This is a genomic window from Streptomyces sp. NRRL F-5727 (assembly GCF_000719555.1).
Lineage (GTDB): Bacteria > Actinomycetota > Actinomycetes > Streptomycetales > Streptomycetaceae > Streptomyces.
This window is the reverse complement of sequence record NZ_JOGX01000051.1, coordinates 1-21,021: the sequence shown is the minus strand read 5'-3', so window position 1 is coordinate 21,021 and position 21,021 is coordinate 1. Positions and strand designations below refer to the sequence as shown.

The window sequence follows — 21,021 nt, the reverse complement described above, 5'->3', positions numbered from 1 at the left end:
GTCAGCGGTACTCGCAGAGGTACGCCGTCTCCACCTCGACCCTGAGCTGGAAGGCGCTCTCGCCCGGCACCTCGAAGCGCTCCCCGGCGGCGAAGGTCCGCCAGTCGTCGGCGCCCGGCAGCAGGACCGTCAGGGCGCCGCTGACCACGTGCATGGTCTCCGGCGCGGCGGTGCCGAACTCGTACGAGCCGGGGGCCATGACGCCGATGGTGGCCCGGCCCTCCTCCTGGGTGAACGCGATGGACTTGACGGTGCCGTCGAAGTACTCGTTGACCGTGAACATGGGCATCCTCGGGAAGATCGGCAGGCAGGAGGCGCCCGTCCGCGCGGCTGCCGGCGGCGGGCGGGGTCACCCTAGCCGCGCCGCCCGCCCGGCGGACGGCCCTCTCACTGGGCGGACTCCCCGCCCTCCTCGCCCGCCGGCAGGGTCCGCTGCAGGAGGACCGTGTCCAGCCGGCGCCCGTGCTTGTGCCCCACGGCCCGCAGCCGGCCGGCCTCCGTGAAGCCGAGGCGCCGGTGGAGGGCGAACGACGCGGCCGTGCCCGAGTCCGCCACGACGGCGATCATCTGGTGCACGCCCGCCGCCGCACAGGACGCGAGCAGAGCCTCCATCAGGGAACCGCCCAGGCCCCGGCCCGTGTGCTCCGGCGAGAGGTAGACCGAGTTCTCGACGGAGTGGCGGTACGCCGGCTTCGGACGCCACGGCGAGGCGTACGCGTACCCGGCGATCCGCCCCGCGTCCTCCGCCACCAGGAAGGGCAGGCCGCGGGCGGACAGATCGGCCAGACGGGCCCGCCAGAAGGACACCGGCGGCGGCGTCTCGTCGAAGGTGACCACGGTGTGCTCGACGTAGTGCGCGTAGATCGCGGCGACCGCGTCGAGGTCGCCGTCGGTCGCGGTGCGGATCAGCGGGGCAGGGGCTTCCGGAGCGGTCATTCCGCCGATCGTAGGCCCGGACCGGCGGCTCCCGGTGACCGCCGTCCGCGGGCGTGCCGTTCCTCCCCCGGTGCGAAGCTCGTCCCGTCAACCCCACGCACGCGTGCGGCGTCCACGGTGCCGCGTCAGCCCGTCCGGTTCCGTTTGCGGACCCCTGGCGGCCGGGTTTGAGTGTGGGTGACCTCTGGTGACACCCCCACGCCCTCCGGGAGCACTGATCATGTCGATGGCGTTCGGTTCCTCCTTCGGCCCCTCCGACCCCTTCGGCGACCTGCTGAACCGCTTCTTCGGCATGTCGCCCGCCTCGTCGCCGCCGGCCGTCCAGCGGGTCCCCATCGGCCGGCTCCTCACCGAGTCCTCCCACGCACTCCTCAACACGGCCACGCGCAAGGCCGTCGAGGACGGCACCACCGACCTCGACACCGAACACCTGCTGTGGGCCGCCACCCAGGTCGAGCCCACCCGGCGGCTGCTCGCCCGCTCCGGCGTCGACCCGGACGCACTCGCCGACAGGATCGCCAAGGTGCTGCCCCACGAGGCCGCCGAGCCCTCCGCCGAGCCCGGCCTCACCCCCGCCGCCAAGCGGACCCTCGCGCTCGCCCACGCCACCTCGCAGGCCGCCGGCGTCTCGTACATCGGCCCCGAGCACATCCTCAGCGCCCTCCTCGGCGACGCCGACTCCGGCGCCTCCCGCTCCCTGCGCGCCGAGGACCTCGACGTCTCCAAGCTGCGCGGCGTGACCGACCAGGCCGCGCGCGGCGGCGACACCACGGCGCCCGCCGCACCGAAGCAGCCCGCCACCACCCTCGACGAGTACGGCCGCGACCTCACCGAGGAGGCGCGGGCCGGGAGGCTCGACCCGGTCGTCGGCCGCGCCGAGGAGATCGAGCAGACCATCGAGATCCTCTCCCGCCGCTCCAAGAACAACCCCGTCCTCATCGGCGAGCCCGGCGTCGGCAAGACCGCCATCGCCGAGGGCCTCGCCCAGCGGATCGTCGCCGGGGAGGTCCCCGACACCCTCAAGGACAAGCGGGTCGTCTCCCTCGACCTCTCCGGCATGGTCGCCGGGGCCCAGTACCGCGGCCAGTTCGAGGAACGCCTCAAGAAGGTCATCGAGGACGTCCAGAAGTCCGAGGGCGAGATCGTCCTCTTCATCGACGAGCTCCACACCGTCGTCGGCGCGGGCGCCACCGGCGAGGGCTCCATGGACGCCGGCAACATGCTGAAGCCCGCCCTCGCCCGCGGCGAGCTGCACGTCGTCGGCGCGACCACCATCGACGAGTACCGCAGGTACATCGAGAAGGACGCCGCGCTCGAACGCCGCTTCCAGCCCGTCCTCGTCCCCGAGCCGACCGTCGAGGAGACCGTCCAGATCCTCGAAGGGCTCCGGGACGCGTACGAGGCCCACCACCAGGTCCGGTTCGCCGACGGCGCCCTCGCCGCGGCCGCCGAACTCTCCGACCGGTACATCAGCGACCGCTTCCTCCCCGACAAGGCCATCGACCTCATGGACCAGGCCGGCGCCCGGGTCCGGCTGCGCAGCGCCGGCCGCTCCACCGAGGTGATCAGCCGCGAGGACCGGCTCGCCAAGCTGCGCCGCGAGAAGGACCAGGCCGTCGCCGCCGAGGAGTTCGAGAAGGCCAAGCGGCTCAAGGACGAGATCGCCGAGGTCGAGGGCGAGCTCGCCGGCATCGAGGAACGCCGCGAGGGGGTCGTCTCCGTCACCGCCGCCGACATCGCCGACATCGTCTCCCGCCGCACCGGCATCCCCGTCGCCCAGCTCACCACCAGCGAGAAGGAGCGCCTGCTCAAGCTGGAGGAGGAGATGCACGCCCGGATCGTCGGCCAGGACGAGGCCGTCACCGCCGTCTCCGAGGCCGTCCGCCGCAACCGCGCCGGCATGGGCGACCCCGACCGGCCCGTCGGCTCCTTCCTCTTCCTCGGCCCCACCGGCGTCGGCAAGACGGAACTCGCCAAGACCCTCGCCGAGCTGCTCTTCGGCGACGAGGACCGGATGATCCGCTTCGACATGAGCGAGTTCCAGGAGAAGCACACCGTCGCCCGCCTCGTCGGCGCCCCGCCCGGATACGTCGGCTACGAGGAGGCCGGCCAGCTCACCGAGAAGGTCCGCCGCCAGCCGTACAGCGTGGTCCTCTTCGACGAGGTCGAGAAGGCCCACCAGGACGTCTTCAGCACCCTCCTGCAGGTCCTCGACGACGGGCGCCTGACGGACGGCCAGGGCCGCACCGTCGACTTCCGCCACTGCGTGGTCATCATGACGTCCAACATCGGCGCCCACCGGATCCTCGCCCACGAGGGCGACGCGGCCGAGCTGAAGGACGAGCTGACGGAGGACCTGCGCGGCCGGTTCCTGCCCGAGTTCCTCAACCGCATCGACGACATCATCGTCTTCCACAGCCTCACCGAGAAGGACCTCACCGAGATCGTCGGGCACCTCCTCGACCGCAGCAAGCACCGCGTCCACGCCCAGGGCATGACCCTGGAGGTCACCGAGGCCGCGACGAAGCTGCTCGTCGCCCACGGCTACCAGCCGGAGTTCGGCGCCCGCCCGCTGCGCCGCACCATCCAGACGGAGCTCGACAACCGGGTCGCCTCCCTCCTGCTGAGCGGCGAGGCGGACCCCGGCGACACGATCGTCGCGGACGTCGTCGACGACTCCCTCCACTGCACCGTCCGCAAGGGGACCCCCGCCGACGCGGCCCCCGCCGCGTAACCGCCGGCGCGTCGGGGCCGTGTCGTCTCGCCCCGACGCCGCCTTCGACGATCCGCGCAATCCCGGCACCCCCTCGCGCCTGTGTCGCCGGCCTCGCCTCCGACGCCTGGGACCGGCTCGTCGGCGGCACCCGCCCGCGCGACCTCCACCCCTTCGCCCCCCTCCAGGGACCCCGGCACCTGACCCCCGCCACCCCCGGCGACCTGCTGCTCCACCTGCGGGCCCGGCGCGCCGTCTTCGTCGTCACCGGCTGAGCGGCTGACCGGCGTGCCGTCGCGGGCCCCGGTGTGCGGGCGCGGCGCCCGCCCCGGCAGACTCGCCCCATGAGCAGCACGCGTCCGCGCCCCGCCCGCCCCACCGGGACCACCCCGACCGCCGTCGTCGTCGGCGCGGGCCCCAACGGGCTCGCCGCCGCCGCCCTGCTCGCCGAGGCCGGCGTCGACGTCACCGTCCTGGAGGCCGCCGACGAGATCGGCGGCGGCACCCGCACCGACGAGGCGATCCTGCCCGGCCTGCTCCACGACCACTGCTCGGCCGTCCACCCCCTCGCCGTCGCCTCGCCCGCCCTCCGCCACCTCCGCCTGGACCGGTACGGGCTGAACTGGCGGCTCCCGGAGATCGACTGCGCCCACCCCCTCGACGACGGCACCGCCGCCGTCCTGCACCGCTCGGTCACCGAGACCGCCGCCGGCCTCGGCGCCGACGCGGCCCGCTACCGGGCGCTCCTCGCCCCCTCGGTACGCCGCTGGGAGGCGCTCTCCGGGGACGTCATGGGCCCGCTGCTGCGCGTCCCCGGGCACCCGCTGCTGCTGGCCCGCTTCGGCCTGCCGACCGTCCTGCCGGCCACCGCCCTCGCCCGCCTCTTCCGCACCCCGGGCGCCCGCGCGCTGTGGGCGGGCGTCGCGGCCCACGCGTACCGCCCGCTGACCGAACCGCTCAGCTCCGCCATCGGGCTCGGCATCCTCACGGCGGGGCACGCGGCCGGCTGGGCCGTCGCCGAGGGCGGCTCCCGGGCCATCACGGACGCCCTGGCGGCCGCGCTCCGCGCCCACGGCGGCCGGATCGAGACCGGCGTCCGGGTCACCGACCGCGGACAGCTGCCGCCCGCCGACCTCACCCTCCTGGACCTCGACCCGGCGCAGGTCGCCGCGGTCTACGGCGACCTGCTGCCGGCCCGGACGGCCGCCGCGTACCGCCGCTTCCGGCGCGGCCCCGGCGCCTTCAAGGTGGACCTCGCCGTCGAGGGCGGCGTGCCCTGGCGCGCGGAGCCGGCCCGCCGCGCCGGCACCGTCCACCTGGGCGGTCCGCTCGCCGAGGTCGTCCGCGCCGAGCGGGACGTGACGGACGGCCGGATGCCGGAGCGGCCGTTCGTCCTCGTCGGTCAGCAGTACCTCGCCGACCCCTCCCGCTCCGTGGGCGACGTCCACCCCGTGTGGACGTACGCGCACGTGCCGCACGGTTACGACGGCGACGCGACCGACGCGATCCTGGCCCGCCTCGAACAGTTCGCCCCCGGTGTCCGCGACCGGATCGTCGGCATGCGGATCACCCGCCCCGCCGACTTCGCCGCAGGCAACCCGAACTTCGCCGGCGGCGACATCCTCACCGGTGCCAAGACCGTCCGCCAGCTCGTCCTCGGCGCCCGCCCCGCCCTCGACCCCTACGCCACCGGCCTTCCCGGCGTCTACCTCTGCTCGGCCGCCACCCCACCCGGCCCCGGCGCCCACGGCATGTCCGGCGCCGGCGCCGCCGCCTCAGCCCTCCACCACCTGGGCCTCCGCCCGCCCTGGCGCTAGACCGTCACCCTTCGGCGGCTTCCGTCAAGGAGCGCCGGGCGTGCCGAACGCCTCGCGTGCGTGGGGGAGGAAGGCGTGGACGGCCGGGTGGGGGGTGGGTTTCCAGACGAGGGCGAGGAGGGCCGGGACGTTCACGTCGGTGAGGGGGAGGGGGGTGAGGCGGTCGGTGTGGGCGGCGGCCATGGAGGTGCTCAGGACGGCGACGCCGAGGCCGCGTGCGGCGAGGTCGGCGATGGCGTCGGCGGCGCCGGCCTCCAGGGCGATCGCGGGCCGGAGGTCCTGTGCGGCGGACGCCTCGTCGAGTACCGCCCGCAGGCCCGTGCCGCGCGGCATGCAGATGACCGGGTGGGCCGTCAGCTCGCGCAGGGCGAGGTGTTTCCGGCCGGCCAGGGGGTGGTCGGGCGGGACGGCCGCGACGAGCCGCTCGCTGATGATCGTCAGCGCGTCCAGGCCGTCGGGGGTCGCGGCGGCGGTGCCGACGAGCGCCAGGTCGACGGTGCCGTTCCGGACGTACTCGACGAGCCGGTCGGAGTTGTCCTCCCGGAGCAGGACGTCCACGCCGGGATGGGCCGTGCGGAAGGCGGCGAGGGCGTCGAAGAGCGGGGTGATCGTGCAGCCGACGACCATTCCGACGGTCAGCCGGCCGCGCACCAGGCCCGTCACCTCGTCCACCGCGCGCCCGACCGCCTCGGCCGACGCGAGCGTCGCGCGCGCGTGCGCGAGGGCGGCCTCCCCGGCGACGGTGAGGGTCACCGTCCGGGCCGAGCGGTCGAACAGCTCGGCGCCCAGCTCGTGTTCGAGCCGCCGGATCTGCGCGCTGACGCCGGACTGGCTGATGTGCACCCGCTCGGCGGCCCGGGTGAAGTTCCGCTCCTCGGCGACCGCGACGAAGTACTCCAACTGCCTCAGTTCCATGACTGCAGATTCTAGTAGGCAGCAGAACCATCTGTTGGACTTCTGATCAGGGGGGAGCGAGGCTGGAGGCCGAAACGAGGAAGTCGCCCCGAGGAGGAACCCCGATGCCGGAGTACGAGAAGGCCATGCGCCCCGAGGACATCACCCGTCTGTTCGTCGAGCGGTCCAACGCGGGCGACGCGGCCGGCGTCGCCGCGCTCTACGCCGAGGACGCCGTGCTGGCCTACCCGCCCGGCGACGTGACGGTGGGACGGGAGGCGATCCGCGTCCTGTGGGAGAAGGTGCTGGCCCGCCGTCCCCGCTTCGAACCGGAGGAGCCGCTGCCCACCCTGGTGAACGGCGACATCGCCCTCACCTCCACCCCGCCGAGGGACGGCACCGGAGCCAGGGCGCAGGTCGTCAGGCGCCAGCCCGACGGCAGCTGGCTGCGGGTGCTCGACCAGTCGGAGTTCGTCCCGCCGGCGCGGTGAGCGGCGCAGCCGCGGGCCGAGCCGGGACCGCCTCCGCACGCGCGCGTGGTCAGGACCGCCACCAGGGCTCTCGTACGTAACGGCTGTCTGTACTGGTACAGCCCACGCCGTTGGAGATCTCCTCCGCGTCGAGGTTCCAGCCGACCACGCCGTCGCCCACGCGGCTCAGCTCGATCAGCCGCGCCTCCGAGACGCGGGTGCCGTCGGTGACCCGGCAGGCCACGACCGAGGTCCACGCCTGCCCGTCGAGCGCCGACGCGAAGGTCAGCGCGGGCAGGGCCACGGCGGTGAGGAGCAGGGCCACCAGCTGTTCCGCCGCCGAGGCCCGGCGCAGCCAGGGCGGCGGCCGGTACCCCGGGTCGTGCGAGACGCCGTGCGAGCGGTCCCCGTGCCCGTGGTGCGGACGCCGCCGCCCGGTCCGGTACTCCACGACCACGCCCTTGCGGAGCGCGTACGCCGCGAGCGCGGTGCCGAGGCCCCACCAGGGGCCGAACAGGCAGGCGTCGATGACGCCGACGGCGAGCGGGTTCAGGACGGTGATCCCGGCCCGGCGCAGCCTGGCCGCCCGCCCCCGGCCGGAGGGGACGACACCGCGCCCCGCGAAGACGGCGAAGACGAGCCGGGAGATCACCACGGCGAGGACGGAGCCGAGCAGCGGGTCGGTGATCACCATGCCGAGCAGCACATCGGGCCAGTTCGCCGGCTCCATGCCCATGAACACGTCCCGCACCGCGTCCCCGCCGCCCACCGTGTACGCGACCTTGGCCACCGGCACGGCGAGCGCCAGAGCCAGGAGCACGGTGTGCCCCGGGCCGCCCTTCCGGTCGGCCCGGCGCTCCTCCTCCAGATCCCGGTCGGCGCCGGGGCGGGTGTCGGCGGCCCCGGTCAGGAGCCGCCGCCCGGCGACCCCACCGAGAGGACGACCGCGGTGGTCCGGCCCAGCGGCGTCGCGTACGCCACGCTGTCCCCGGCGGCGTGCCCGAGCAGCGCCCGGCCGAGCGGACTCGCGGCCGTGACCAGCGTCGGGTCCGCCGCGTCCGCCAGCTCGCCGATGTGCACCGTCGACTCGGTGCCGTCGCCGAACCGCACGCTCACCGTGCTGCCCACGCCGACCTTCCCGGTGGACGGCGGCCCGGCCGCCGCGGCCTCCCGCAGCCGGCCCTCGATCTCCTCGATCCGCGCGTCCAGCCGCTCCGCCTCCGTGGCCCGGTTCAACTCGTCGGCCTGATCGGCCCGGTCGCCCGGTTCCTCGGCGTCGCCGAGCGTGGCGGCGACGTTGGCCCGCTCGGTGCGCAGCGCGGACAGTTCGCGGTTCAGCGCCGAGCGGGCGGCCTCGCTCATGGGCTCGGGTCCAGCGGTCATGACGGCTCCCGTCGTGCGGTGGCGGGGACGAAGAACGACGCTTCCCATTCCGACATCCCTGTGAAATCACGTCAAATCGCGTGAAACCGCTCCACCGCTGTCGAGGGGAGCGGAAAACCCCTGGCGCCGCCCGGACCGGGGGCGTTAGCGTGCACGCGATGATCACTCACTCCTCACACCGATCGGGGGTCCTCACCACGCACGGTGTGTCCTGATGGGGACACCCGCGCGGGAGGACACCCGCCTTTCCCTCTGGCGGCGCGTGCGTGCCTACGCCGTCCCGCCCACCATGATCGAGACCGCCACCGCCCGGCGCCTGGCCGGCGACTGGGCCGGAGCCTGCGCCGCCGCGGGAGTGGACCTCGACCTGACACCCCGGACCCTGGCCCGGACCCACGGCACCGAACTCGCCGCACGCGTGCGTGCCGACCTCCGCCGCCTCGCCCCCGACCTGCTCCGCTGGCACCTGCCGAGGACCGCCCCGGACGGACTGCTCCGCCCCGGACTCACCGTCACCCTGGCCGTCTACGACGGCCACCAGGGCCCCGGGGACCGGCCGGCGCGCCCCGTCCACCTGGTGGCCCGTACCGCGCCCGCCTGGGCCGACGCCGGACAGCGGATCTCGCTCGCCCTCTGGGACGGCCCGCCCGCCGGGGCGCCCCCGCGCCGGTGGAACACGGACGACCCCGCCGCCGCCCACCCCCACCCGCATCCCAGCCCCCGCTTCCGGCTCGACCTCCACCGGCACCTGTGGGACGCCACCCGCGCCCCGGAGCTCCGCACGCGGTCCGGCGCCGACCGGAGGCCCGCCCTCCCTGCCGTACCCGACGAACCGCCCGGGCCCGGCTGGGCCGTGGACCGCTGGGCGGCCGAGGCCCGTCTGCTGCTCGCCGCCGACGGGCCGGCCGCCGGGCCCGTCCTCGTACGCCTCGCCGCCCGGCACCGGCTGCTCCTCACGCCGGAGCCGGACGGGGGAGTCCGGACCGAGCCCGCGCCGACGGGCCGCGGGCGGCCCGGATCCGCGCGCGGGGACCGGGCGGAGCGCCGGCCGGCCGTACTGCCCGACGCGGCGACCTGGACCCCGCCCGACCTGGGGCTGCTCCGGGCCGGCCTGGTCGCCCCCGACGACCTGCACCCGCTCGTCGCCGAGGCGCTGGTCCCGGGCCACCGCGGCGGTCTCGGCACCGGCCGGGAGGCGCGGGAGTCCGGGCCGCGGGTCGTGGAGTGCCAGGGGCGCCCGCACCGCATCGGCCTCGTCGGCGGCGTCCTCACGCCGCTCGACCACGACCCGGCCGAACTCCGCCGCGAGGCGCTGCTCGTCGCCCTCTCCGGGACGCCGCTGCCGTGTCTGCGGGCGATCGACGAGGCCCACCGCGTGCCCGAGGGCCTCGCCGGCGTCCGCGAACGGCTCGCCCACGGCGACACGGCGGGCGCGCTCGTCGTCGTCGAGACCCTCCTCGGCCCCGACGCCACCCTGCGGGACGGTCCCCTTCGCCAGGCCCTCGAACGCGCCGCCGAACGGAAGGTCCTGCACGGGCTCTACCGGGCGGGCCTGCGCGCCACCGGCCCCGACGCCGTCGCCGAACCCCCGCCCGCCGCCGCCCCCGACCCCGACCACGGCCGCCCCCGGCGCACCCGCCGCCTGCGGTCCACCGGCCCCACGCCCCGCTCGCTCGACCGCCGCGACCACCCACGCCACGCCCTCGCCCGCTGAGCCCACGCGGCGCGCCGAGCCCACGGGGCGCCGACCGGCGCCCCCTGGGCCCGCTGACCCGGCACGCGCGCGTGCGCGCCCCGCCGCCCACGGCGGCCACCCCGCCGTCCCCGTTCGCCCGTTCACTTCCGTGCTCCGGCACGCCCACACCCCACCCAGGTGATGCCACCCATGACTTCCCGGACCACCCCGCACACCGCCCCCCTGGCGGTCGCCGCCGACCTCCTCGCCCTCCTCGGCGACACCCGCACCGAGCCCCGCGCCGACGACCAGCTGGAGGCGCTGACCCTCGCCGTCGCCGCCGACCTGCCCGTCCTCCTCTGGGGCGAGCCCGGCATCGGCAAGACCGCCGCCCTCACCCGGCTCGCCGAGGAACTCGACCTGCCGCTCACCACCGTCATCGCCAGCGTCCACGAACCGACCGACTTCTCCGGGCTGCCCGTCCTCGGCGACGACCCGGCCGTCCGCGGGGTGGCGATGGCGCCGCCCGACTGGGCCGTCCGGCTCGTCCGGGAGGGCCGCGGCCTGCTCTTCCTCGACGAGCTGTCCACCGCGCCGCCCGCCGTCCAGGCCGCCCTCCTCCGGCTCGTCCTGGAACGCCGGGTCGGCGCCCTCACCCTCCCGCCCGGGGTACGGATCGTGGCGGCCGCCAACCCCCGGGCCTCCGCCGCCGACGGGTGGGAGCTGAGCGCCCCGCTCGCCAACCGCTTCGTCCACCTGCGCTGGACCCACGAGCACGACGTCGTCGTCCGGGGCCTCGGCGGCACCTGGCCCCGCGCCACCCTGCCCCGCCTCGACCCGCTCCGGCTCCCCGAGGCCGTCGACCACGCCCGCCGGGCGGTCTGCGGGCTGCTCGGCGCCCGGCCCACGCTCGTCCACCGGCTGCCCGGGGACGAGACCCGGCGGGGCGGCCCCTGGCCCTCACCCCGCAGCTGGGACATGACCCTGCGTCTGGTCGCCTTCGCGACCGTCGCCGGCTCCTCCCGGGACGTCCTCTCCTCCCTGGTCCGGGGCACCGTCGGCGACGGGCCCGGCTTCGAACTCCTCGCCTGGCTCGACCGGATGGACCTCCCCGACCCCGAGGAGCTCCTCGCCGACCCGGCCGCCGCGGTGCTCCCCGAACGCGGCGACCGCCGCCAGGCCGCCCTCGAAGGCGTCGTCGCCGCCGTCCGCGAGCGCCCCGCCCGCGACCGCTGGGACGCCGCCTGGGCCCTGCTGGCCCGCGCCGCCGAGACCGGACCGCCGGACCTCGTCGTCGTCCCCGCCACCACCCTCGCCGCACTCCGCCGCGACGACTGGGACGTGCCCACCGACATCGAACGCCTCGCCGGCACCATCGGCCTCTCCCGGCGGGCGGCCCGGCCGGCCGCGGCGGCCCGGGGACGCCGATGACCGCCCCCGCCGCTCCGGTGGTCCCGGCCGAACAGGCCCTCGACCACGACAAGCTGTACGCCGCCCGGCTCTACGCCGTCCGGGTCCGGCCCTACCTCGCCACCGCCCTCTTCGCCCTCCGGGTCGTGCCCACCCGGGCGGTCCCCACCATGGGCGTCGACCGGCACTGGCGGATGTACGTGTCCCCGGCCTTCGTCGACCGCACCCCGATGCGGGAACTCGCCGGCGTCTGGGTCCACGAGGTCGCCCACCTCCTCCGCGACCACCACGGCCGCGGCGACCGTCTCGCCCGCGACCTCGGCCCCGACGGCGACGGCGCGGCCGAACGGCTCCGCATGAACATCGCCGGCGACTTCGAGATCAACGACGACATCTACGACGACGACCCCGCCGACGGCCTTCCGCGCCCGGCCGGCGCCCTCCGCCCCGACATGCTCGACCTGGCACCCGGCCTGCTGATGGAGGACTACCTCCGCGCGGTACGCATCACGCCCCGCACCGCCGACATGGCCTGGCTCGACTGCGGCAGCGGCGCCGACGGCCGCGACCGCCCGTGGGAACTCGGCCCCGACGGTGCCGACGGGCTCACCCCGCAGGAACGCGAAGCCGTCGTCTTCCGCGTCGCCCGGGGCATCAAGGGCCGCCCCGGCACCGCCCCCGAGGGCTGGCAGCGCTGGGCCGAGCAGGTCTGCCACCCGCCCCAGCCCTGGCGCGAACTCCTCGGCGCGGCCCTCCGCTCCGCCGTCTCCTCGTCCGGCGCCGGCGGCGACTACACCTACCGCCGCCCCGCCCGCCGCGCCGCCTCCCTCCCCGGAATCGTGCTCCCCAGCCTCCGCCGCACCCCGCCCCACGTGGCCGTCGTCATCGACACCTCCGGCTCCGTCTCCGACACCGAACTCGGCAGCGCCCTCCTGGAGGTCGCCGCCCTCACCGACGCCCTCGGCGGCCGGCGTGACCTCGTCACCGTCGTCGCCTGCGACGCCACCGCCCACACCGCCCGCCGCCTCTGCGCCGACGCCGAGATCCCCCTCGTCGGAGGCGGCAGCACCGACCTCCGCGCCGGCTTCGCCCGCGCCCTCCGCCTCACCCCACGCCCCGACGCCCTCGTCGTCTTCACCGACGGCCAGACCCCCTGGCCCGAGCACGCCCCCTCCTGCCGCACCGTCGTCGGCCTCTTCCCGCGCCCGCCCGGCGCGGACGAGGACGACGAGGAGGACGACTTCCTGTGGCGGCCGCCGGCGTGGGCGCGCGTGGTGGAGATCGGATGACGACGGAGGGGGTCCGTCCGTGCCCGCCGCGCGTAGCCTGAACCCATGAGGCAGGACGCCGATCCCGGGCTCTTCGGGCCCCGCTCCGTGACCTGGCAGCTGCACGGCGATCCGGTGATGTGGATCGCCGGGGTGCGCGCCCTGTACCTCCAGGCCCTGCACCCCGTCGCCGTCCGCGGCGTCATGATCAACAGCAGCTTCCGGGAGGACCCCTGGGGCCGGCTGATGCGGACGGCGAGCTTCGTCGGCACGCTCAGCTACGGGACGCGGGAGGCCGCCGAGCGGGCCGGCGCGCGGGTGCGGCGGATCCACCGGCTCCTCGGGGTGGACGACCCCGACCTCCTGCGCTGGGTGCACTGCGCCGAGATCGACTCGTACGTCTCCGTCGCCCGCCGCTCCGGCCTGCCGCTGACCGGCAGGACGGCCGACCGGTACGTGGACGAGCAGCGCACCTCCGCGCGGCTGGTCGGGCTCGACCCGGCGACCGTACCGGCCACCGAGACCGGACTGGACGCGTACTTCGTCTCGGTCCGGGGCGAACTCGCGGCGGGCGAGGACGCGTTCGCCGTGCTCGACTTCCTGCGCAGGCCCCCCGTACCGCCGGCGCTGGTCGCGGGGCGGGCGCTGGTGTGGCGGCGGATCAGCTCACTGGCGTACGACACGCTGCCGGACTGGGCCCATGAGCTCTACGGCCGCCCCGTGCCGCCCGCCGCCACCGTCGACCGCCGCCTCACCGCCACCGCCGGCCTGCTGCGCCGCATCCCGGCGACGCTCCGCTGGCGGCTGCCGCCCCGCCACATCCTGCGCGCCATGGACCGCCTCGGGCCGGACACCCGACCCGACCCGTACACACTGTCCGAGGCTGCGGCCATACTGGACGGGCCGGAGAGCGTGCACGAAGACGACGGGGGCGACGGCACACGATGGGGGACATCAGACTGATCCAGGGGCGCTACCGCCTGCACGAGGTCATCGGCCGCGGTGGCATGGGCGAGGTGTGGCGGTCCACCGACGAGGCACTGGGCCGCGGGGTCGCGGTCAAGTGCCTCAAACCGCTGGGCCCGCACCAGGACGCGGGCGTGCAGACCGTGGTGCGCGAGCGGTTCCGCCGGGAGGCCCGGGTCGCCGCGGCGCTCCAGCACCGGGGCATCACCGTCGTCCACGACTTCGGCGAGTACGAGGGCGTGCTCTTCCTCGTCATGGAGCTCCTGGAGGGCCAGAACCTCAGCCAGCTCCTCGCCTCCAACGCCCGCAGCCCGCTGCCGGTCCACGAGGTCGTCGACATCGCCGACCAGGTCGCCGACGCGCTCGAGTACACCCACCGGATGGGCATCGTGCACCGCGACCTCAAGCCCGCCAACATCATGCGACTGCGCGACGGCACGGTGAAGATCTGCGACTTCGGGATAGCGCGCCTCGGCGCCGACATGGGCTTCACCTCCCGCCTCACCGGCACCGGCATCGCCATGGGCACCCCCCACTACATGTCCCCGGAGCAGATCGGCGGCGGCGACATCGACCACCGCAGCGACCTGTACTCGCTGGGCTGCGTGCTGTACGAACTGGCCACCGGGGCACCGCCGTTCGACCTCGACGACTCCTGGGCCGTGCTCGTCGGCCACCGGGACACCGTGCCGAGCCCGCCGCGCACCCTCCGCTCCGAGCTGCCCGACTACTTCGACCGGCTCGTCGTCGACCTGCTCGCCAAGGTGCCCGACCAGCGCCCGCGCGACGCCTCCGACCTGCGCCGCCGGATCGTCGACGGCCGCACCGTCGGCGGCGGGGGACCGCTCGCGCCGCCGCTGCCGCCCCGCCCGCCGCGCCCCGGCGACGGAACCGGCGCCGGCACCGTCCCCGTACCGGAACCCGACCGCACGCCCGCGTGGGCCCGGGCCGTCACCGGCGGGCCCCGCCCCGTCGCACCCGGCGCGCCCCGCGTCTCCGGCCACGACCCGGCCGCCGCCGTCCTCACCACCGAGTGGACCACCGCGCGTCCGGGCGCCGCCGGGATCGACGCCCCGGTCCGCCCCACCACGGACGCCACGCCCGAACTGCTCGCCGTCCTCGCCGCCCGCCACCGCGCCGGCCTCGGCCTCGGCCGGCTGGGCCGCTGGCCGGAGGCGGAGCAGCTGCACCGCTCCGTCGCCGGCGACCGGACCCGGGTCCTCGGCGCCGACCACCCCGACACCCTGGCCAGCGCCTACGAACTCGCCTTCGCGCTGGGCCGGCTCGGCCGCAAGGAGGAGGCCCTGGCGGCGTTCGAGCGCGTCGCCGACGCCCGCGCCCGTGTCCTGGGCCCGGACCACCCCGACACCCTGGCCGCCCGCCAGGAGCGGGCCTACGCCCTCGGCCGGCTCGGCCGGCACGCGGAGGCGCACACGGTCTACGCCGACGTCCTCGCGGTCCGCGAGCGCATCGCGGGCCCCGACCACCCCGACACCCTGCGCTGCCGCCACAACCTCGCGTACACCCTCGCCCGGCTCGGCCGCCTGGAGGAGTCGTACCGCACCGCCCTCGCCGTCGCCGACACCCGCACCCGGCTGCTCGGCGCGGACCACCCCGACACCCTGGTCACCCGCCACGAACTCGCCCACACCCTGGGCCGCCTGGGCCGCGCCGAGGAAGCCCTCGACCAGTACCGCGCGGTGGCCGAGGGCCGCGCCTCCTCGCTCGGTCCCGACCATCCGGACACGCTCGCCGCCCGCTACGAGACCAGCGCCTGTCTGGGCCGGCTCGGGCGGGCCGCCGACGCCCTCGCCGTCTGCCGCGACCTGGTCGCGGTCCGCACCCGCACCCAGGGCGCCGACGCCCCGGAGACCCTGCGCGTCCGGCACGCCCTCGCCGTCCACCTCGGCCGGCTCGGCCGCTGGCAGGAGGCGCTCGACGCCGCCCAGTCCGTGCACGCAGCCCGCCGGCGGGTCCTCGGCGCGGACCACCCCGACACCCTGCGCAGCCGCCGCGAGGCCGCCGTCCTCCTCGGCCGGCTGGGCCGCTGGGAGGAGGCCCTCGCCCCGCTGCGGTCCCTCGCCGAGGCCCGCGGCCGGATCCTCGGGCCCCTGCACCCGGACACCCTCGCCGCCCTCGCCGACCTCACCCACTGCCTCGACCGGCTCGGCCGCCACACCGAGGCCGACGCCGTCCGCCGCGGCACGGCGGCGGCCGCCGACGGTCGAGGCTCCGCCGGTCCAACTGCCCCCGGCACGCCCTGAGTCGGACCGGGCCGCGCTGATTTAATGACCCGTGTGATCATCGACCGCCCCGGCGACGCCGCCCCCGAGCCCCGCACGCCCACCCCCGACACGGAGCCCGGCCCGGCCGGGGTCGACGTCGACCTGTGGCAGTTCCGGGTGGACCACCTCGCCGAGGGCGACCTGGACCCCTCCGAACTCGACGCCGAGGAGCGCGACCGGCTCACCAGGCCCCTCCGGGTCGCGGACCGCCTCCGGTACGGCATCGGCCACATCGCCCTGCGCCGCCTGCTCGCCCCGCGCCTCGGCGTCGCGCCGGCCGAGGTCGCGTACCGCAGGGAGCCGTGCCCCGGCTGCGGCGCCCCCCACGGCCGGCCGGCCGTCGACGGGCCGCCCGGCGCCCCGCACTTCTCCCTGTCGCACAGCGGCGACGTGGTCCTCATCGGCATCGCGGCCCGCCGCGTCGGTGTCGACGTCGAGACCTTCCCCGAGGCCACCACGGTCCGCGAGGTGACCGCGGCCCTGCACCCGGCGGAACGGGCCGAGATCGCCGACGCCGGGCACGCCCCCGAGGCGTTCGCCCGCGTCTGGTGCCGCAAGGAGGCGTACCTCAAGGGCATCGGCATCGGCGTGGCCCGCTCCCTCGACAAGGACTACCTCGGCGAGCGCGACCCCGCCGCCCTCCCCGAGGGCTGGGCCGTGCAAGGCGTGCCCACCGCCGGCGGACACGCGGCGGCCGTCGCCGTCGAGGGCCCCATGGGACGCGTCCGTACGAGTTGGCTTCCGGCCTCCTTCGTCGCCGCCGCGAGCCCCGGCGCACCCGCCTGAGCAGCGGCGACGCCCCGGCGTGAAGCTGAACTGCGAGCGCGCTTAAGAAAACCTCGATGGACCGCGAGCCCCCCGTACGGAAGATTCGTCTCCGAGGATCTTGGGCACGCGCGCGTGCCCTGACCCGTACATCACAGGACACGCACGTCGGGAGCCGTGGCATTGAAGGCATTGGTCAAGCTGAAGGCGGAGCCGGGACTCTGGCTCACGGACGTGCCCGAGCCGGAGACCGGCCCCGGGGACGTACTGATCAAGGTCAAGCGGACCGGCATCTGCGGCACCGACCTGCACATCCGCTCCTGGGACGGCTGGGCGCAGAAGACCATCGCCACCCCGATGACCATCGGCCACGAGTTCGTCGGCGAGGTCGTCTCCGTCGGGCGTGACGTCTCCGACATCGCCGTCGGCGACCTGGTCAGCGGCGAGGGCCACCTCGTCTGCGGCAAGTGCCGCAACTGTCTGGCCGGCCGCCGCCACCTCTGCCGCGCCACCGTCGGCCTCGGCGTCGGCCGGGACGGCGCCTTCGCCGAGTACGTGGCCCTGCCCGCCTCCAACGTGTGGGTGCACCGCGTCCCCGTCGACCTCGACGTCGCCGCGATCTTCGACCCGTTCGGCAACGCCGTCCACACCGCCCTCTCCTTCCCGCTCGTCGGCGAGGACGTCCTCGTCACCGGCGCCGGCCCCATCGGCATCATGGCCGCCGCCGTCGCCAAGCACGCCGGCGCCCGCAACGTCGTCATCACCGACGTCAGCGAGGAGCGCCTCGACCTGGCCCGCAAGACCGGCGTCTCGCTCGCCCTCAACGTGGCCGAGAAGACCATCGCCGACGGCCAGCGCACCCTCGGGCTGAAGGAGGGCTTCGACGTCGGCCTGGAGATGTCGGGCAACCCGCACGCCATGCGCGACATGATCGCCAACATGACCCACGGCGGGAAGATCGCCATGCTCGGCCTGCCGAGCGAGGACTTCGCCGTCGACTGGGCGAAGATCGTCACCTCGATGATCACCGTCAAGGGCATCTACGGCCGCGAGATGTTCGAGACCTGGTACGCCATGTCGGTCCTCCTGGAGGGCGGGCTCGACCTGTCCCCGGTCATCACCGGCCGGTACGACTACACCGACTACGAGGCCGCCTTCGACGACGCGGCCTCCGGCAAGAGCGGCAAGATCATCCTCGACTGGACTGCGGGAGCCTGACCCATGTTCGATTCCGTACGCGACGACATCCGCGCCACCCTCGACGAGATCCGGGCGGACGGCCTCTTCAAGCCCGAGCGCGTCATCGGCACCCCCCAGTCCGCGACCGTCGAGGTCACGGCCGGAGGCCGCCCGGGCGAGGTGCTGAACTTCTGCGCCAACAACTACCTCGGCCTCGCCGACCACCCCGACGTCGTCGCCGCCGCCCACGAGGCGCTCGACCGCTGGGGCTACGGCATGGCCTCGGTCCGCTTCATCTGCGGCACGCAGGAGGTGCACAAGGAGCTGGAGGCCCGCCTCTCCGCCTTCCTCGGCCAGGAGGACACGATCCTCTACTCCTCCTGCTTCGACGCCAACGGCGGCGTCTTCGAGACCCTCCTCGGCGCCGAGGACGCGGTCATCTCCGACGCCCTCAACCACGCCTCCATCATCGACGGCATCCGCCTCTCCAAGGCCCGCCGCTTCCGCTACGCCAACCGCGACATGGCCGACCTGGAGCAGCAGCTCAAGGAGGCCACCGAGGGCGGCGCCCGGCGCAAGCTGATCGTCACCGACGGCGTCTTCTCCATGGACGGCTACGTCGCCCCGCTCGCCGACATCTGCGACCTGGCCGAGCGCTACGACGCCATGGTCATGGTCGACGACTCGCACGCCGTCGGCTTCGTCGGCGCCGGCGGCCGCGGCACCCCCGAGCTGCACGGCGTCATGGACCGCGTCGACATCATCACCGGCACCCTCGGCAAGGCGCTCGGCGGTGCCTCCGGCGGCTACGTCGCGGCCCGCGCCGAGATCGTCGCCCTGCTGCGCCAGCGCTCCCGCCCGTACCTCTTCTCCAACACCCTCGCCCCGGTCATCGCCGCCGCCTCCCTCAAGGTCCTCGACCTGCTGGAGTCCGCGGGCGACCTGCGCGACAAGCTGAACGCCAACACGGCGCTGTTCCGCAGCCGCATGACCGAGGCCGGCTTCGACATCCTCCCCGGCGACCACGCCATCGCGCCCGTCATGATCGGCGACGCGGCGGAGGCCGGGAAGATGGCCGAGCTGCTCCTGGAGCGCGGCGTCTACGTGATCGGCTTCTCGTACCCGGTCGTCCCGCAGGGCCAGGCCCGCATCCGCGTCCAGCTCTCCGCCGCCCACTCCACGGAGGACGTGAACCGCGCGGTCGACGCCTTCGTGTCGGCGCGCGCCGAACTCCGCGGCTGAGTCCCGGATCCCGGATCCAACATCCTGGATCCAGCATCCCGGATCCAGCATCCCGGATCCAGCATCCCGGATCCAGGATCCGGGATGCTGGATCTTGGATCCAAACTCCTCGGCCGTCGGCATGAGCCCCGCCCCCGGCCTGGGAGACTAGACGCATGATCGAAGCACGGCGGTTGCACATCCTCCGCGCGGTGGCCGACCACCGCACGGTCACGGCGGCGGCCGCCGCGCTCTACCTCACCCCCTCCGCCGTCTCCCAGCAGCTCGCCGCGCTGGAGCAGGAGACGGGCCACCGGCTCGTCGACCGCAGCGCGCGGGGGGCCAGGCTCACCCCCGCCGGCGAGATCCTGCTGAGCCACGCCAACGCCGTCCTGGCCCAGCTGGAGCGGGCGGAGGCGGCGCTCGCCGCGTACGGCTCGGGAGAGGCGGGCACCGTCACGGTCGCCGCGTTCGCCACCGGCATCGGCCTCGTCGTCGCCCCCGCCATCGCGGACCTCGCCGTCACGGCACCGGGCATCCGCGTCAGGGTGCGGGACGCCGAGGGCGACGAGAGCCTGCTGATGGTGCTGGACCGGCAGGTCGACGTGGCCGTGGCGGTCGAGTACCGGGGAGCGCCGGGCGAGGACGACGACCGGCTCACCCGGGTGCCGCTCTACGCGGAGCCCTTCGATGTGGTGCTGCCGCCCGGCCACCCCCTCGGCGGCAGCGAACGCGTCGCCCTCGCCGACCTGGGCAGGGACGCCTGGATCGGCCAGTCCGCGGGCAATCCGTGCCACGACGTGACCGTCCTGGCCTGCGAGTACGCCGGCTTCGCGCCCCGCTTCGAGCACGTCTCGGACGACTTCAGGGCCGTCGTCGCGCTCGCCGCCGCCGGCGCCGGCGCGGCCCTCGTGCCCCGCTCGGCGCTGCGCGGCATGGACCTGACGGATGTCGCCGTCCGCCCCGTCGACGGCGTCGCGCCCACCCGCCGCGTCTTCGCGGCCGTCCGCCGCGGCGGCGAGGACCACCCCCTCATCGCCCCCGTCCTGACCGCCCTCCGCACGGCCGCCGCCTCCGGCCCGGGAGCCCCCTGACCTCCGTCAATCGTCCTACGCGTCGGCTATGTTGGCCGCATGGGTGAGACGGACGAGAAGACGGATCGGATCAGGCCGCGGCGGTTCCACGAGACGCCCGGCCTGGAGGACTGGCGGGTCGTCGGGGAGGGCGCCTGCGCCGCCTTCCGTACGGGGACGTTCGCGGCCGGGGCCGCCTTCGTCGCGGAACTGGCGGAACTCGTGGACGGCGAAGGGGAAGCGCCCGACGTCGATCTGCGGCCCGACGGGGTCCTCGTCCGGCTGATCACCGTCACCGACACGTACTACGGACTGACCGAGCGGCATCTGGAACTCGCCCGCCGGATCTCGGCGCTGGCCCGCGCCCGTGGTCTGACCGCCGACCCGTCCGCCGCCGGGACCGTCCAGGTGACGCTGGACGCGTTCGTGGTGGCGGACGTGCTGCCGTTCTGGCGGGCGCTGCTCGGCTACGAGAACCGGGCGGGCAGCGACGAGGACCTGATCGACCCGCGCCGCCGTGGCGCGCCCTTCTACTTCCAGCGCATGGACGAGCCCCGGGGCGGGCGCAACCGGATCCACGTCGACGTCTGGGTTCCGTACGACGAGGCCGAGGCCCGGATCGCGGCGGCCGTCGCCGCCGGCGGCCGGATCGTGAACGACGCCGACGCGCCGTCGAACGTGGTCCTCGCCGACCCCGAGGGGAACGAGGCGTGCGTCGGGGTCGCCGGCCCGCCGCAGTAGGGGCTGTCCGCATCCCCTCGGTGGGGCCGCCCGGGTCCCCTCAGTCCGCCGAGCGGTGCCAGCCGTCCGCCTCCACGCGGGATCCGTCCGCCGGCCGGGACTCGTCGAAGAGCGGGCCGCCCGAGCGGTCGAGGACCCGCAGGCCGGTCACGTACACCCCGCGTCCGACGGTGCGGGAGGAGGTGGCGTACCGGAAGCGGAGGCGGAGTCCGGGGGGGGGGGGGG

The 21,021-nt window shown here is 75.5% G+C and carries 19 protein-coding genes and 1 pseudogene; 14 read left to right on the top strand and 6 right to left on the bottom strand.

Translation table 11 applies throughout. The features are described from left to right. Position 1 precedes the first annotated feature (1 nt). Both IF73_RS0127790 and IF73_RS0127785 read right to left on the bottom strand, forming a co-directional pair. Complete coding sequence (locus IF73_RS0127790) at positions 2–283, bottom strand: pyrimidine/purine nucleoside phosphorylase (RefSeq protein WP_031012872.1); 282 nt, start codon at positions 281–283, stop codon at positions 2–4. Positions 284–387: 104 nt separating this feature from the next. Beyond that, entirely contained in the window at positions 388–936 is a 549-nt protein-coding gene (locus IF73_RS0127785; RefSeq protein WP_031012870.1) for a GNAT family N-acetyltransferase, read from the bottom strand. A gap of 220 nt (positions 937–1,156) precedes the next feature. Here IF73_RS0127785 and IF73_RS0127780 point away from each other — a divergent pair, with 220 nt between their 5' ends. The 3 genes from IF73_RS0127780 (at position 1,157) to IF73_RS0127775 (ending at position 5,466) form a co-directional block, all read left to right on the top strand. Then, complete coding sequence (locus IF73_RS0127780; protein ID WP_031012869.1) at positions 1,157–3,670, top strand: ATP-dependent Clp protease ATP-binding subunit; 2,514 nt, start codon at positions 1,157–1,159, stop codon at positions 3,668–3,670. Beyond that, entirely contained in the window at positions 3,622–3,924 is a 303-nt protein-coding gene (locus IF73_RS42880; RefSeq protein ID WP_107049344.1) for a Dyp-type peroxidase domain-containing protein, read from the top strand. Before IF73_RS0127780 ends, IF73_RS42880 begins: the two co-directional genes overlap by 49 nt. 69 nt (positions 3,925–3,993) lie before the next feature. Beyond that, positions 3,994–5,466, top strand: a complete 1,473-nt coding sequence (locus IF73_RS0127775; RefSeq protein WP_037880687.1) for a phytoene desaturase family protein — start codon at positions 3,994–3,996, stop codon at positions 5,464–5,466. 24 nt (positions 5,467–5,490) lie between these two features. On the opposite strand, the gene IF73_RS0127770 is transcribed toward IF73_RS0127775, so the two are convergent. After that, positions 5,491–6,381: a LysR family transcriptional regulator gene (locus IF73_RS0127770; RefSeq protein WP_031012865.1), complete on the bottom strand. Its 891-nt coding sequence runs from the start codon at positions 6,379–6,381 to the stop codon at positions 5,491–5,493. Positions 6,382–6,485: 104 nt separating this feature from the next. Between IF73_RS0127770 and IF73_RS0127765 the strand changes: the two genes are divergently transcribed. Continuing rightward, positions 6,486–6,851, top strand: a complete 366-nt coding sequence (locus IF73_RS0127765) for a YybH family protein (RefSeq protein WP_031012863.1) — start codon at positions 6,486–6,488, stop codon at positions 6,849–6,851. A 49-nt stretch (positions 6,852–6,900) separates the two neighbouring features. Here IF73_RS0127765 and IF73_RS0127760 read toward each other — a convergent pair whose 3' ends face one another. Together IF73_RS0127760 and IF73_RS0127755 are read right to left on the bottom strand one after the other, a co-directional pair. After that, positions 6,901–7,740 (bottom strand): hypothetical protein, encoded by an 840-nt coding sequence (locus IF73_RS0127760; protein ID WP_031012899.1) that lies wholly within the window; start codon positions 7,738–7,740, stop codon positions 6,901–6,903. Next, complete coding sequence (locus IF73_RS0127755; protein ID WP_031012861.1) at positions 7,737–8,213, bottom strand: GreA/GreB family elongation factor; 477 nt, start codon at positions 8,211–8,213, stop codon at positions 7,737–7,739. Before IF73_RS0127755 ends, IF73_RS0127760 begins: the two co-directional genes overlap by 4 nt. Before the next feature lie 214 nt (positions 8,214–8,427). On the opposite strand from IF73_RS0127755, the gene IF73_RS0127750 reads away from it, so the two are divergent. The 10 genes from IF73_RS0127750 to IF73_RS0127705 all read left to right on the top strand — a co-directional run bounded on the left by IF73_RS0127750 (position 8,428) and on the right by IF73_RS0127705 (position 20,796). After that, positions 8,428–9,927, top strand: coding sequence for a hypothetical protein (locus tag IF73_RS0127750; protein WP_158822161.1), 1,500 nt, complete (start codon positions 8,428–8,430; stop codon positions 9,925–9,927). Between the two features lie 171 nt (positions 9,928–10,098). Next, the gene (locus IF73_RS0127745) at positions 10,099–11,319 is read left to right on the top strand and encodes an AAA family ATPase (protein ID WP_031012856.1); all 1,221 of its coding nucleotides are present in this window, start codon (positions 10,099–10,101) and stop codon (positions 11,317–11,319) included. After that, positions 11,316–12,587, top strand: a complete 1,272-nt coding sequence (locus tag IF73_RS0127740; RefSeq protein ID WP_031012854.1) for a DUF2201 family putative metallopeptidase — start codon at positions 11,316–11,318, stop codon at positions 12,585–12,587. Before IF73_RS0127745 ends, IF73_RS0127740 begins: the two co-directional genes overlap by 4 nt. 45 nt (positions 12,588–12,632) lie before the next feature. Next, positions 12,633–13,529, top strand: coding sequence for an oxygenase MpaB family protein (locus IF73_RS0127735; RefSeq protein WP_031012852.1), 897 nt, complete (start codon positions 12,633–12,635; stop codon positions 13,527–13,529). Next, on the top strand, positions 13,511–15,796 hold the full coding sequence (locus IF73_RS0127730; RefSeq protein WP_031012850.1) for a serine/threonine-protein kinase: 2,286 nt from the start codon (positions 13,511–13,513) through the stop codon (positions 15,794–15,796). Before IF73_RS0127735 ends, IF73_RS0127730 begins: the two co-directional genes overlap by 19 nt. A gap of 24 nt (positions 15,797–15,820) precedes the next feature. Continuing rightward, a complete protein-coding gene (locus IF73_RS38060; protein WP_078868290.1) occupies positions 15,821–16,603 on the top strand; it encodes a 4'-phosphopantetheinyl transferase family protein in 783 nt (260 codons plus the stop codon). A 162-nt stretch (positions 16,604–16,765) separates the two neighbouring features. After that, the gene (gene tdh, locus IF73_RS0127720) at positions 16,766–17,800 is read left to right on the top strand and encodes an L-threonine 3-dehydrogenase (RefSeq protein WP_031012848.1); all 1,035 of its coding nucleotides are present in this window, start codon (positions 16,766–16,768) and stop codon (positions 17,798–17,800) included. Positions 17,801–17,803: 3 nt separating this feature from the next. Then, positions 17,804–19,003, top strand: coding sequence for a glycine C-acetyltransferase (locus IF73_RS0127715; RefSeq protein ID WP_031012846.1), 1,200 nt, complete (start codon positions 17,804–17,806; stop codon positions 19,001–19,003). Between the two features lie 155 nt (positions 19,004–19,158). Next, the gene (locus IF73_RS0127710; protein ID WP_031012844.1) at positions 19,159–20,076 is read left to right on the top strand and encodes a LysR family transcriptional regulator; all 918 of its coding nucleotides are present in this window, start codon (positions 19,159–19,161) and stop codon (positions 20,074–20,076) included. 39 nt (positions 20,077–20,115) lie between these two features. Further along, positions 20,116–20,796 carry a VOC family protein gene (locus IF73_RS0127705; protein ID WP_031012842.1) on the top strand — a complete coding sequence of 227 codons (681 nt, stop codon included), beginning with the start codon at positions 20,116–20,118 and terminating at the stop codon, positions 20,794–20,796. Positions 20,797–20,836: 40 nt separating this feature from the next. Here IF73_RS0127705 and IF73_RS42245 read toward each other — a convergent pair. Then, positions 20,837–21,021: pseudogene (locus tag IF73_RS42245) on the bottom strand (serine hydrolase); the annotation flags it as partial.